The organism is Pedobacter sp. KBS0701, assembly GCF_005938645.2.
Classification (GTDB): Bacteria; Bacteroidota; Bacteroidia; order Sphingobacteriales; family Sphingobacteriaceae; genus Pedobacter.
Window position 1 is genome coordinate 767,961 of sequence record NZ_CP042171.1, and the last position, 12,627, is coordinate 780,587.

General features: G+C 36.5%; 15 protein-coding genes. 9 read left to right on the forward strand and 6 right to left on the reverse strand.

All coding sequences use genetic code 11. The features are described from left to right. The first annotated feature begins 3 nt into the window (after positions 1–3). From FFJ24_RS03015 to FFJ24_RS03055, 9 genes are all read left to right on the forward strand, one after another. The gene (locus FFJ24_RS03015) at positions 4–768 is read left to right on the forward strand and encodes a Rossmann-like and DUF2520 domain-containing protein (RefSeq protein WP_138822430.1); all 765 of its coding nucleotides are present in this window, start codon (positions 4–6) and stop codon (positions 766–768) included. A gap of 40 nt (positions 769–808) precedes the next feature. Then, complete coding sequence (locus FFJ24_RS03020) at positions 809–1,141, forward strand: 2Fe-2S iron-sulfur cluster-binding protein (RefSeq protein WP_029275355.1); 333 nt, start codon at positions 809–811, stop codon at positions 1,139–1,141. 70 nt (positions 1,142–1,211) lie between these two features. Continuing rightward, positions 1,212–1,454, forward strand: coding sequence for a Fe-S cluster assembly protein IscX (iscX, locus tag FFJ24_RS03025; protein ID WP_138822432.1), 243 nt, complete (start codon positions 1,212–1,214; stop codon positions 1,452–1,454). A gap of 71 nt (positions 1,455–1,525) precedes the next feature. After that, complete coding sequence (locus FFJ24_RS03030) at positions 1,526–2,053, forward strand: HAD family hydrolase (protein WP_138822434.1); 528 nt, start codon at positions 1,526–1,528, stop codon at positions 2,051–2,053. A 492-nt stretch (positions 2,054–2,545) separates the two neighbouring features. Beyond that, the gene (locus FFJ24_RS03035; protein ID WP_138822436.1) at positions 2,546–3,376 is read left to right on the forward strand and encodes a universal stress protein; all 831 of its coding nucleotides are present in this window, start codon (positions 2,546–2,548) and stop codon (positions 3,374–3,376) included. Positions 3,377–3,481: 105 nt separating this feature from the next. Beyond that, the gene (locus FFJ24_RS03040; protein WP_132394872.1) at positions 3,482–3,871 is read left to right on the forward strand and encodes a hypothetical protein; all 390 of its coding nucleotides are present in this window, start codon (positions 3,482–3,484) and stop codon (positions 3,869–3,871) included. Between the two features lie 67 nt (positions 3,872–3,938). After that, on the forward strand, positions 3,939–4,505 hold the full coding sequence (locus tag FFJ24_RS03045; protein WP_138822438.1) for a nucleoside triphosphate pyrophosphatase: 567 nt from the start codon (positions 3,939–3,941) through the stop codon (positions 4,503–4,505). Positions 4,506–4,581: 76 nt separating this feature from the next. Further along, the gene (locus tag FFJ24_RS03050; protein WP_138822440.1) at positions 4,582–6,060 is read left to right on the forward strand and encodes a hypothetical protein; all 1,479 of its coding nucleotides are present in this window, start codon (positions 4,582–4,584) and stop codon (positions 6,058–6,060) included. 58 nt (positions 6,061–6,118) lie between these two features. Continuing rightward, the gene (locus tag FFJ24_RS03055; RefSeq protein ID WP_138822442.1) at positions 6,119–6,796 is read left to right on the forward strand and encodes a carboxypeptidase-like regulatory domain-containing protein; all 678 of its coding nucleotides are present in this window, start codon (positions 6,119–6,121) and stop codon (positions 6,794–6,796) included. A 58-nt stretch (positions 6,797–6,854) separates the two neighbouring features. On the opposite strand, the gene FFJ24_RS03060 is transcribed toward FFJ24_RS03055, so the two are convergent. The 6 genes from FFJ24_RS03060 to FFJ24_RS03085 all read right to left on the reverse strand — a co-directional run bounded on the left by FFJ24_RS03060 (position 6,855) and on the right by FFJ24_RS03085 (position 12,627). Beyond that, positions 6,855–7,769, reverse strand: coding sequence for an exopolyphosphatase (locus FFJ24_RS03060; protein ID WP_138822444.1), 915 nt, complete (start codon positions 7,767–7,769; stop codon positions 6,855–6,857). Between the two features lie 733 nt (positions 7,770–8,502). Further along, on the reverse strand, positions 8,503–9,219 hold the full coding sequence (locus FFJ24_RS03065) for a DUF72 domain-containing protein (RefSeq protein WP_138822446.1): 717 nt from the start codon (positions 9,217–9,219) through the stop codon (positions 8,503–8,505). Positions 9,220–9,255: 36 nt separating this feature from the next. Next, on the reverse strand, positions 9,256–9,549 hold the full coding sequence (locus FFJ24_RS03070; RefSeq protein ID WP_138822448.1) for a hypothetical protein: 294 nt from the start codon (positions 9,547–9,549) through the stop codon (positions 9,256–9,258). A 430-nt stretch (positions 9,550–9,979) separates the two neighbouring features. Next, a complete protein-coding gene (gene dnaJ, locus FFJ24_RS03075) occupies positions 9,980–11,143 on the reverse strand; it encodes a molecular chaperone DnaJ (RefSeq protein ID WP_138822450.1) in 1,164 nt (387 codons plus the stop codon). Positions 11,144–11,233: 90 nt separating this feature from the next. Next, on the reverse strand, positions 11,234–11,815 hold the full coding sequence (locus FFJ24_RS03080; protein ID WP_138822452.1) for a nucleotide exchange factor GrpE: 582 nt from the start codon (positions 11,813–11,815) through the stop codon (positions 11,234–11,236). 128 nt (positions 11,816–11,943) lie between these two features. Continuing rightward, the gene (locus FFJ24_RS03085) at positions 11,944–12,627 is read right to left on the reverse strand and encodes a cell division ATP-binding protein FtsE (RefSeq protein ID WP_025143130.1); all 684 of its coding nucleotides are present in this window, start codon (positions 12,625–12,627) and stop codon (positions 11,944–11,946) included.

Genomic DNA, 12,627 nt, shown 5'->3' on the forward strand with positions numbered 1-12,627 from the left:
ATCATGAAGATCGTTTTATTGGGTTCGGGAAACGTTGCCACACACTTAGCAAAAGTACTAAAAGCTACAGGTGAAGATGTGGTACAGGTGTACAGCCCAAATTTAAATCATGCAAAATTATTGGCGGGTACGATTGAAGCTGAAGGAGTAAACGAACTTACTGAAATTGACGAAAATGCTGATTTATATATCATCTCTGTAAAAGATGATGCGATTGAAAGCGTTGCTAAATCATTGAAAAATGTGAAGGGCTTAGTGGTACATACCTCTGGGACTACAGATATTCATATTTTATCATCACAAGTTACTAACGCTGGTGTTTTTTATCCATTACAAACTTTTTCAAAAGATGGAGAAGTTTCATTTGAAAATATCCCGCTCTGTATCGAAGCAAGTGATGTAGATCAGTTGGCTATTTTAAAAGGACTTGCAGCCAAAATCAGCACTCAGGTTTATGAGCTGGACGGGGAGAAGAGAAAAGTATTGCATCTTGCTGCAGTATTCGCCTGTAATTTTCCAAATCATTTATATGCTTTAGCCAATCAGATTCTCAGGCAAAACGATTTGGATTTTGAAATCATCAGGCCATTAATTGCTGAAACGGCCGATAAGGTAATGCATAATTTACCTGAAAATGTCCAAACCGGGCCAGCGATAAGAGCCGATGAAAACACTTTAAATAAGCATTTGAGCATATTACACAATATGCCGGAATTGCAGAACATTTATCAAACATTGAGCAATAGCATAAAATTAATGCTTAAATAGCATAATTTCGGCTTTTGCTTATTACTTTTGCAAAATAATTATGAGCATTTTTAAACTAAAAATAAACTTTGAAGAAGCAGATCACGAATCTATTGAATTACCAATAGCAGCTGGCGAATCTGTCTTAGATGTTTGCCTGGATAATGGAATCGAATTACAACACAACTGTGGTGGTGTTTGTGGTTGCAGTACCTGCCATGTGTACGTAACAAAGGGCATGGATAATATCGAAGAGATTTCTGATAAAGAAGAAGACTTTATTGATAGGGCTGTACGTCCGAAAATTACTTCCCGCCTGGGTTGCCAATGTGTGGTAATTAATGGAGATATTGAAGTGACCATTCCAGATCAGTCTGACTTTATGGGACACTAATTAGTTCGGAGTCTAGAGTCCTTAGTTGGGAGTCGATTAACCAATTCAAACAATTAACCTATAACAAAACATGAACAACGATAAATTTGCTTTACCTTTTTATTGGAATGATTACGAAGATATAGCAATGTCTTTATATGAGAAATTTGGTGATGATTTTACAGAAGCCAAAATCTACCGTGTCCGTTTTACCGAACTTTTAGATTGGGTTTTATCATTGCCCAACTTTAAAGGAACCCGTGAAGAAAGTAGTGAAGGCCATTTAGAGCAAATTCAATCTGCCTGGGTTTACGAATGGAGAGATAATCAATAATTAGTTTTGAGTTCGGTGTCCTTGGTCCAGAGTCAGCACCGAGCGCTTAATCCTAAACGCCAAACGCACGAATGTTTTTACAGAAATTAAAAGAGATCACCACTTTCATTTTCGATGTAGATGGGGTGCTTACCGATGGATCAGTTCAGGTTACTGATAATGGTCAGTCGTTGCGCACTTTTAACATTAAAGATGGCTATGCGATGCAATTGGCTGTTAAAAGAGGTTATAATATTTGCATTATATCTGGTGGAGATGGTATTGCCATGGGCAAACGTTTCTTCAACCTTGGTGTAACTGATGTTTTCTTAGGAACAGGAGATAAGGTGGCTATTTTCAATCAATATATTCAAAATAAGGATATTACAGCAGGAGAAGTGCTTTATATGGGCGACGATATCCCTGATTTAAAAGTAATGAAACTCGTAGGGCTTCCAACCTGCCCGGCTGATGCCGTAGAAGAAATAAAAGCGATAGCTACATTCATTTCTCCTTACAATGGAGGCAAAACCGCTGTCCGCGATATTATCGAAAAAGTAATGAAAGTTCAGGGCAGATGGCATGATGAAAATCCAAATGCTGCCGATTCGGGGAAATAAGTTTATTGGTTCACTTGTCATTAGTTCATTGGTAATTGCTAGTTGAACATTATTCATTACCCTTCCGCACTTGCCATCCTGATCGTAGTCGAAGGATCTTTACAAGTATTTTTAAGAATTTAATCGTGGATTTCCCCACCTGGTCATTGCAAATTGAACATTGGTCATTTGCTTACCGCGATTATCATCCCGAGCGTAGGTGAAGGAGCTCTTTACAAGTATTTCTAAGAAATAATTTAGTAGTGGATTTCTCCACCTGTGGAATTGCAATAGTCATTTCAAATTGAATATTGGTCATTTGCTTACCCGCGATTGTCATCCTGAGCGTAGTCGAAGGATCTTGGCTACATACTCCATACCAGAATGACGCTCCCGTTATAAATCTTCAACTCTAAAATTTGCATACAATAAGATTATATCCGAAATTTACATTGATAAATTAATCAATCGATTGATTAATTTATCAATGTAAAAAACGTTAATTTTAATATCATGAGCACATACCTTGTACCTGTAGATTTTTCTAAAACAGCAGATCATGCTGCCAAATATGCTGCCAGGTTGAGTTTTGCAATGGAAAATGCGAAAATCATCCTGCTTAATGCTTATTACGTTTCTGAATACGAGAGCATTCTTCCTACGCCCGATATGATCATTACTACCGATGAACATATCGCCGACGAAATTACGATAAGGCTCGAAGCACTCGAAAAACTGAAATCAAAAATGCTGGAGATTAATCCTAAGGCCGAAATAGAGGTTTTTTTAACAAGGGAAACCTTATTAAGATCAATCATCGATTGGGTAAATAGGGAAGAGATCGAACTCATTATTATCGGAAGTAACGGTAAAAAAGCGAAAGATGAAAGCGATATTGGTTCTAATGCGATTAAAATTTCTAAATCAAGTCCGGTTCCGGTTTTGGTTGTTCCGCCTAAGGCAGATTATCAATCGATCCGTAAAGCCATTTTAGCCTGCGATTTTAAAAAGGTTAAGGAAGTAATCCCGATGCACGCCTTAAAAAATATCCTGAGCAAACATGCCCTCGAACTTTTGGTGCTCAACATCAATTCCGGTCATACGATCGATTCGCAGGAAGAACATTTTTTACACGAAATGCTTAAAGACTTTTCGCCGGCATATCATTATGCTGATCATCCCGATACTATTAAAGGAATCGTAAAATTTGCCAAAAGCGAAGAAGCTCAGTTAATTATCGCACTTCCAAAGAAGTATAGTTTTTTTGAAAGTTTGCTGCACGAAAGTGTATCTCAAAGGTTAACTATTAAATCCCATGTGCCGGTATTGTTGTTGAAAGATTGATACATACTTATTTTGCAACAGCTTAGTTACATAGCGTCTTTAAACTTTCATTTTCTTTTACACTCCAATAAATTCAATTTGGACCAAAAACAACAAAAGAACAACATGAAAAAATTAATGATGATTTGCGGATTAATGCTAGGTATAGCTGGTTTCGCTAACGCGCAACAGGGTGGCGGACAAGGCAGAATGATGATGAAACCTGAAGAAAGGGTAAAATTGCTTGACGAAAAATTAAAGTTATCTGATGATCAGAAAACAAAGTTAACTACTGTTTTTACCGAGCAGGCTGAAACCATGAAAAAAATGCGTGAAGAAATGCAAGGTGGCGGGGATAGAGATGCGATGAGAGAGAAAATGCAAAAAATGCGTGCTGATAATGACGCAAAAGTTACTGCGGTATTAACTGACGATCAGAAAAAAGCTTACGAAGCCTGGCAAAAGGAGCAACGGGCTGAAATGGAAAAACGTAGACAAGGTGGTGGAAACAACTAATCTTATTAAATATCAAATAATAAAAGCGGCTTTATGCCGCTTTTATTATTTTAGCAAAAAATTAAATATGCCTGTAAATTCTCCTCCTATCATTTTAGCCTCTAAATCGCCTCGAAGACAAGAACTTTTAACGCTTATGGGCTTAGATTTTAAAGTTGAACTAAAAGATGTTGATGAAAGTTATCCTTCGGATTTAAATCCAGCAGAAATTGCCATTTACATTTCGGAACAGAAGGCCAGGGCTTTTACTGCTGATGGCGAAATAGTGATTACAGCGGATACTATTGTTGCCTTAAACGGGGAGATTTTAGGTAAACCAGAAGATAGGGCACATGCACAAGAAATGTTGAAAAAACTCTCGGGCAGTAAACATGAGGTTTTTACAGGTGTAACCCTTGTTAAGGGAGATCAAATGCATTCATTTTATGATCGTACTGTTGTCTACTGTAGGGCTGTTACAGCAGATGAAATTGATTTCTATATCGATAATTACAAACCATTCGATAAGGCCGGTAGTTACGGCGTGCAAGATTGGTGGGGTATTGTGGTAGTAGAACGCATCGAAGGCTCTTATACAAACGTAATGGGCTTGCCAACAGAAAAGCTCCATAACGAGCTGTTAAAATTTATTTAATTTATGGGATGATGTATGGAAAATAAGGCCATATCTCATCATCTGTTTCAAATGCTTAACCTAAAACGTAGTCATTATGAAACAAATCTTTATTTTTCTTTTTTCGGTTTTTTCGGTCAGCTGCTCCGCCCAAAACGAATTTAGCCCCAAAAACAATGAACTGATCTATTCAGATCATACTATAAAACAGTTAAAATTTATTGTCGACTCCTTAAATCTTAAGTTTAAAACCTGCGATCTCGATAAAGTTTACAGAGCTAAGGCGCAGGTAAAAGGCAATTACATTTTTCTTTCCGGTACCAGGGCAAAGGAGGCCAAAAACGATATTGAAAAAAACATCTCATTTGATGATTTTATCAGAAAATATCCTGCAGCTACGGTTAATAAAGATCTGCTGATCGTAAAATTTAAATATAAAGACTACAATAATGCTGACGTTTTAGCCTTTAATAGCGTAGAGTTAAACAATAAATACAATTATAATATTACGTTCCGGGATAATTTTGCCAATTACGAGAAGCCATCCAAATATTCGTGGGTTTTAAACCATCAATCTGCTACACAATACAATGAAGCATCTATCAGCGCATTCTTTTTTACCGGTAATTTTAAAGAAAATGTATTGCCATTAAACTATGCCAAACTGCTTCAGTACTCAGAGTGCATGATCGATACAGCTACACAGATATTTTATCAAAAAGCAGTAAAAACTGGTGTAAGATTTTCTATTGATAATAATAAAAAAATAGAGGAAGTAGAAAATTATATCGCTCAAAAAACATTAAGACCAACCTATGATAGAAGTGAAAATGATGAGGTTTTTTATAAGAAAATGAGTGAATGGAGAACAATTAGAGGAATAAAAATTGATAGTTTGTATAAAAAGGACTCATACTTTATTTCATTATTTAAAGAAGCAGTGAAAGAAGTAATAGAAAAAGGTGGAGGAAACGATGATTTTGAAGAGCTTGTAGGATTATATTATACAAAGAAAACAGCCCTTGAATTAAAACGCAACAGAATCGTAGTCGGCGGGTGCAGTATGGATGATAGTCCTAGGATACATGCAATGAATATTGCGAAATTATCAGCCGAAACTGCAAACTGGGAAGTTTTTCTACGCGCCCATCTTGATATCATGAACGATAGATTCGATCGGATGAGTGACGGTAGTTATGCGCAATCTGGAAGGAAAACTTACATCAAAGAATTAGAAGTTTTAGATATAAACGTTTTGGAGTTATTATTAGGAATCAGTTTAAGGGCAGAAAATACAAGTAACAATCATTATTACGGTAATATTGGCCGTTTAGGCAGGGCATTAGCTGAAACAAAGGATAGGACTTTGATTGAAGAAAAAATGTTGAGCATGGTGGTTGATCCTAAATTGGATGATTATAACCGGATTTTAATTTACTATTTGTTTTTAAATTATAATTACAATTTAAATGACAAACATATTCAAGCTTTAAACGACAAAAAGTTAAATCTGGCAGTTAAAACATTACCAAATTATCTTGCAAATAAATTGGCCGCAGGAGAAAAAAGTAAATAAATACCTTTTATCCTTATGGATTTTATGATTTCCTGTCATCATGCTAAAAATAACTACAATGAAAACGAGAATTAACGAAGTTACTATAACAGAACCCTGTACACAAAACTGGGATGAAATGGAAAAAGGTGCAGGTTTTAGTTTCTGTACAGCCTGTAGTAAAAATGTAATCGATTTTTCGGGTTACACCAATGCCGAAATCATCAATGTATTGGCAAATGCAGGTTCTTCTGTATGCGGTCGCATGAGTCAAAGCCAATTAAACCAGCTCAATTATCATTTGGCTATTGTTCCAACAAACAATAGAAACTGGATGAAGTACCTTGGTGTGCTGGCTATAGGCATGAGCATTTTTGTGATGGATGCCAGGGCAGAAAATTTAAAAGAACCTGTTGAAATAACCAGAAGCATAAATAACAAAACGGATAATAAAAAGCCAGTTGTACCCAAAAAAGTATATGGTTATGTTGTCGGGGCCGATAATAAGCCACTTGCTGGGATAAGGTTATCGATTCTCGATACCAAATATGCCACTTTGACTGATAAAAACGGTCGCTATGAAATTCTTTTGGATAATAAGTTTGATTTCAGTAAAAACCAGCTGATGGTTGAAAGCATCCGTTATTCAGCCTTTTTAACACTCGATTTTTCTAAAGAAAAACAAAATAACCTCAAGCTCAAAAAAGCTGAACCCATGATTATGGGTAGAGTACTAATTGCGCCAAAAAGGAAATAGTCCTAAATTAATATACGCTAAACTCTCGGTGATCCATCTGCTCATGATGGATCATTTTTTATATCAGACTGGCCAATACACCCATTTTCAAATCGTAAGTGGAAAGCGTTAAGCGATTTATTTTACATCTGCCTAAAACATAGTTCGCAATTAAAACCGCAATTACAATCATATCAACCCTTAATGGGATTATTCCAGGCATTGCTGATCTCTCTTGGTGGGTAGAATTCAATAATTTACCTGCAATTTCGATATAGTATTCAAAGTTAAATTCGAAAGTTTTGATGGTAGTTATATCTGTTTTCAGGTTGTTTTTTCTGATCGTGAGCTCTGCAAAGGTTTCAAATGCACCAGCCGATCCGATCAGCACCTTAGGCTGGTATTTTTCGCAGATTTCGAATAGGTCGGACAATTGATCTTGAATATGAAATAAAATGGCATTTTTGTCACCATCATTTATGGGGTCTGATTTAAAAAACTGCTGCATTAAACGTGCTGCACCGATGTTATAACTTCTTTTCCAGATTAGTTTTTCAGTATCGCAAAGAATAAATTCTACGCTACCGCCGCCAATATCCATAATCAGCGAAAGACCAGTTATGGCTCCACTGAGTTTTACACCCTGGTAAATTAATTCAGCTTCTTCATCACCGCTAATCGTTTCAATGCTTATTCCAGTTCTTTCCTTCACCACATCAATGAAATCTTTCCCGTTTTCTGAACTCCTAATGGCAGATGTCGCCGTAGCCCTGATTTTATCAACCTGGTAATCAGCAATAATTTCACTAAAATCTTTAAGACAATTTATCCCTCTTTCAAATGCTGCCGGAATAATAATGTTATCGTTAATTCTTCCTTCACCCAATTTAACGGGAACATTGGCTTTGTAGAGAATTTCCAATTCTTTACCTGCTTTTTCAGCAATAAGTAAGTGGAAAGTATTTGTTCCAAGATCGATAATGGCAACGCGCATATTTTTATTTTATATTTTTTTTGGAAAGCAGAAGCGGTATTTCTTCGGGGTTGCAGTCCTGCTATCCGTTAAATTTCGTTAATGTTGGTGCTAAATTAAAGCTAGTTCACCGAAATATCATTGTTATCAGGTTTATTTTTTCAGGTCTGTAGTACTTCGGCAAAAATGCAAGATGCTTAGGGTTTTTCCATAAATAGTAGTGCCAGCTACTGTTAATAAACGGGATAGTAGCAGCAGCCTCAGATTTTTTCAATCTGAGCTATAGCGTATAGCCCGACTAACATTAACAAACACCACTGCAACTGCTTTTCAAAAGGCCGAAATATTTGGTGTTACTTTCTTTTTTTGGAAAGCAGAAGCAGTATTTCTTCGGGAGCTGTAGTCCTGCTATCCATTAAATTTCGTTAATGTTGGTGATAAATTAAAGTTAGTTCAGCGAAATATCATTGCTATCAGGTTTATTTTTTCACGTTAGTAGCTTTTGGCAAAATAGCGAACGGCCAGGAAAATCCCCATGGTGTCTGATGTTACCATCTGACATTTTGTTAAGATGCTCCGAGCAGTCAGATGGTAACATCTTACTGCACCAATATGGTTCTGCTATCCAAAATAGTAGTACCAGCCACTGTTAATAAACGGGATAGCAGCGGCAGCCTCAGATTTTTTTTAATCAGAGCTACAGCGTATAGCCCAACTAATATTAAAATATACCACTGTCATTGATTTTCCAATCCTATTTCACTAAACCCTGCAATTGTTTCGCATTATGTAATGCCCCAATGCCCCAGGTATTATTAAAATAAACAAAAACTTCATTAACACCGTCTTTAATCTGATTTTTGAAGTCTGTAATTGTATTTATGTCATATTCGGATTTATACAATACAGGCTTCCCGTGAAAACGGTAATAAACAGGTGCTGTATTTTGAATTACATTATCGGGTAGGGCAGATGGATAGCTTTGTCCGCTGAAAGTGATATTGTTTTTGCCTAATTTTTTGTAAATTTCTTCGTCAAACCAACTGATGTGTCGAAACTCTACCACGTTTTTTAAATCTGGTCTTAAATTTTCGATCAATAGATTTAACCGCTCAGTATTATAATCGAATTTCGGTGGAAACTGAAAAAGTACACAACCCAATTTCTCCTTTAGTCCGGTTTGAATAGCCACGTAAAAATCGTTGATAAGTTGTTCGCATTCATTCAACTGTCTATAATGTGTAATCAGTCGCGGTGCCTTAATCGTAAATAAAAAATCATCCGGACTTTCATTGTACCATTTATCGAACGATTTTTGAGTTGGCATTTTATAGAAAGTAGAATTGATCTCTATTGTATTAAAATGTTCGCAATAATACCTGAACCAATCTTTTTGTGCCAAACCTTTTGGGTAGAAAACCTCTTTCCATTCGCGGTAATAGAAGCCTGAACAACCAATTCTCCATTTCATCTATAGAAAACAGGATATAAATAGAAAGGTTTATTATCAGTTATAAATGGCGGCGAAAATAATCAACGAGATGCCAATGTAACCTGATAGTTTTAAGTAAATGTTTCCTTTTTTATTTAGAAAGCCTAATACCACCATAGTTAATAAATAAAGCATTGAGCCTATTAAAAATCCGGTAAATGGCGAATGATGATTCTTTAATTGTGTTTCATTTTTTGCCGGCGCAAATAAAATCTCCATTAAGATTGGTGAAATCCATCCAATTAAATACAATGCAAATATTACCGATACAATGGGATTTTTTCTGAAAGCAGTACTGAGTTCGTCCATATTTTATAATTAATGCTTATTTTATCGATATGGTAACCCGAAAAATTAGCAATTTATGCCCAGATGCCCGTGATGTCCAATGTTACCATCTAATAATGCGAAAAATCAAATATTTATTTTACTTATCTGGTTTTTATAGTCAGATGGTAACATCTGACTTCACAAAATAATTTATGCTTAGTTGACCTCAGGTGACTTAGGTGGTCAATATTTTATGCAAATGCAAGAATTTAAGGTTACAAATGAATACCCATAGTGTCAGATGTTACCATCTGATACGGCGAAAAATTAATTATCAAAATTTACTGGTATGGTTGTAATAGTCAGATGGTAACATCTGGCTTCATAAAACCGGATCAGCCTGACGATTTGCTGTAAAACAAAAAAACCGATGCTTGCGACATCGGTTTTCCAATTGATATTTAATTAATTACTCAAAGTATTCTTTCATCCTTTCGAAGAAACTCTTATCATTTTTACCCGGTTGAGGCTTAAAGTTCGGCGATTCACGTAATTTCTCCAAAGCATTACGTTCGTCGCTACTTAAAGCTTTTGGTGTCCAGATGTTGATGTGGATAATCTCATCGCCTCTGTGATAAGAATTCACTTCAGGCAAACCTTTACCTTTTAAACGCAATAATTTTCCACTTTGGGTACCTGGTTCAATTTTTATTTTTGCTTTACCATCAATTGTTGGTACTTCGATGCTCATCCCTAAAGCAGCATCAACAAAGCTTAAATGTAAATCGTAAACAATGTTATTGCCTTCACGTTTTAGCGTTTCGTGAGGTGTTTCTTCAATTAAAATAATTAAATCGCCAGGGATGCCGCCATTAGGTGCTGCATTTCCTTTTCCACTCATGCTTAATTGCATGCCTTCACTTACACCTGCGGGGATATTGATGGTAATGGTTTCTTCACCACGTACAACACCGTCTCCATGACAAACTGTACATTTTGAGGTAATTTGCTGACCGCTACCGTTACAGGTAGGGCAGGTTGATGCCGTTTGCATCTGACCCAAAATAGTATTGGTTACTCTACGCACCTGGCCGCTACCACCGCAGGTGCCACAGGTACTTACCGATGATTTATCTTTTGCACCAGAGCCATCGCAGGTTTTACAAACAATTAATTTATTAACCTTGATTTTCTTTTCTGCACCATGTGCAATTTCTTCCAATGTTAATTTAACCTTTATACGTAGGTTAGTGCCTTTGGCTACACGCCTGCCTCCACGTTGCTGGCCGCCACCGCCACCACCAAAAAAACTTTCGAAAGGATTTTGACCTCCAAATACATCTCCGAAATTGCTGAAAATATCGTCCATGTTCATTCCGCCACCGCCATAACCGCCGCCACTCGCGCCTCCAACACCCGCATGACCATATTGATCATAACGTTGTTTTTTATCGGCACTGCTTAAAACTTCGTAAGCTTCGGCAGCTTCCTTAAATTTATCTTCAGCTGCTTTATCTCCCGGGTTTTTATCCGGATGATATTTAATCGCCATCTTGCGATAAGCTTTCTTTATCTCATCAGCAGTTGCGCCCCTGGTTACGCCTAATACGTCGTAATAATCTCTTTTACTCATCTTTCTTTATAAAATGATCGAATGATTGCGTGATGGAATGAAAGAATATCAATTCAATCATTCAAAATTCAATCATTCAATAATTATTTCTTACGCTCCAACTACAACTTTAGCAAAGCGGATTACATTATCATTTAAGGTATAACCTTTTTCCACCTCATCGATCACTTTCCCTTTAAGGTCATCACTAGGAGCAGGGATATTGGTAATTGCTTCGTGGAAATCGGTATTGAAAGGTTGGCTAATGCTTTCTACATCTTTCAACCCTTTTTGTGCTAAGGTATTTTTCAGTTTTGTGCTTACCAATAATATACCTTCTTTAACCGGAGCTACTTCAGTAGCAGTTTCCATTGCTTTTAATGCGCGGTCAAAATCATCTAAAACAGGTAAAAGTGAAACAATTACATCTTTACCTGCAGTTTGCAATAGTTCTACACGTTCTTTTTGCGTACGACGTTTATAATTATCGAACTCAGCATATAAGCGTAAATATTTGTCGTTAAGTTGTTGAACCTCTGCTTGCAATTTTTCTTCTGCAGATAATTCAGGTGCCTGCTCAGTTTCAGCAGCAGGAGCATCAGTATTCTCTACATTCTCAGCAGTATTTTCTGATGTGTTTTCAGGATTCATTATATTTTCTTCTTTATCGTTATTTTTCTTCTTATTAAACATAATACTGGGCTGAATTTTTTTGTGTTAATCTCAACTATTTTGCCATAAACAGAAATCAGCCAAGCTGTCAGATTTATTTGTATTTATCTGAACAGATTGGCTGATTAGCTGACGGATGTCAGAATTTTTTATACGATTTGTGCATCTTCATGTACCACCCCGCTTTCACATTTGATAATGCGGGAAGGGAAAGTACGGATGATGTGGTAATCATGCGTAGCCATTAAAACGGCAGTTCCGGCCTGGCTGATTTGCTTTAACAGGGTTACAATTTCTTCAGATGTTTCCGGGTCTAAATTTCCGGTAGGCTCATCAGCAAGAATAATTTCCGGGTCATTTAACAAAGCTCTTGCAATAACAATACGTTGCTGCTCACCACCAGAAATTTCGTGTGGCATTTTTTTAATTTTAGACCGCAAACCAACTTTATCTAAAACATCTTTAATGCGTTCGTTAATTAGTTTTTCATCTTTCCAACCTGTTGCTTTGAGTACAAATTCGAGGTTTTTTTCAATAGTTCTATCGGTAAGCAGTTGGAAATCCTGAAAAACAACGCCTAACTTACGGCGTAAAAATGGCACCTGGCTTTCTTTCAGGTTTTTAAGGTCGAAACCAGCAATATTACCTTCGCCATTGCCAATATGTAAGTCGCCATATAATATTTTAAGCAAGCTACTCTTACCTGAACCTGTTTGACCGATCAGGAACACAAATTCGTCTTTTTCGATGTGTAAATTTACGTTTGAGAGGACTAGATGTTTTTGTTGAAAAACATCAACATTGCTTAAATGAATTACTGAGTTGCCTGCCAT

Coding starts and splice junctions, on each gene's coding strand:
- FFJ24_RS03060 (WP_138822444.1), bottom strand. CDS start 7,769: ATGCGCGTTGCCATTATCGATCTTGGAACAAATACTTTCCACTTACTT.
- iscX (WP_138822432.1), top strand. CDS start 1,212: ATGAACAACGATAAATTTGCTTTACCTTTTTATTGGAATGATTACGAA.
- FFJ24_RS03080 (WP_138822452.1), bottom strand. CDS start 11,815: ATGTTTAATAAGAAGAAAAATAACGATAAAGAAGAAAATATAATGAAT.
- FFJ24_RS03050 (WP_138822440.1), top strand. CDS start 4,582: ATGAAACAAATCTTTATTTTTCTTTTTTCGGTTTTTTCGGTCAGCTGC.
- FFJ24_RS03040 (WP_132394872.1), top strand. CDS start 3,482: ATGAAAAAATTAATGATGATTTGCGGATTAATGCTAGGTATAGCTGGT.
- FFJ24_RS03055 (WP_138822442.1), top strand. CDS start 6,119: ATGAAAACGAGAATTAACGAAGTTACTATAACAGAACCCTGTACACAA.
- FFJ24_RS03015 (WP_138822430.1), top strand. CDS start 4: ATGAAGATCGTTTTATTGGGTTCGGGAAACGTTGCCACACACTTAGCA.
- FFJ24_RS03035 (WP_138822436.1), top strand. CDS start 2,546: ATGAGCACATACCTTGTACCTGTAGATTTTTCTAAAACAGCAGATCAT.
- FFJ24_RS03070 (WP_138822448.1), bottom strand. CDS start 9,549: ATGGACGAACTCAGTACTGCTTTCAGAAAAAATCCCATTGTATCGGTA.
- FFJ24_RS03030 (WP_138822434.1), top strand. CDS start 1,526: ATGTTTTTACAGAAATTAAAAGAGATCACCACTTTCATTTTCGATGTA.
- FFJ24_RS03045 (WP_138822438.1), top strand. CDS start 3,939: ATGCCTGTAAATTCTCCTCCTATCATTTTAGCCTCTAAATCGCCTCGA.
- FFJ24_RS03085 (WP_025143130.1), bottom strand. CDS start 12,627: ATGGCAGGCAACTCAGTAATTCATTTAAGCAATGTTGATGTTTTTCAA.
- FFJ24_RS03020 (WP_029275355.1), top strand. CDS start 809: ATGAGCATTTTTAAACTAAAAATAAACTTTGAAGAAGCAGATCACGAA.
- dnaJ (WP_138822450.1), bottom strand. CDS start 11,143: ATGAGTAAAAGAGATTATTACGACGTATTAGGCGTAACCAGGGGCGCA.
- FFJ24_RS03065 (WP_138822446.1), bottom strand. CDS start 9,219: ATGAAATGGAGAATTGGTTGTTCAGGCTTCTATTACCGCGAATGGAAA.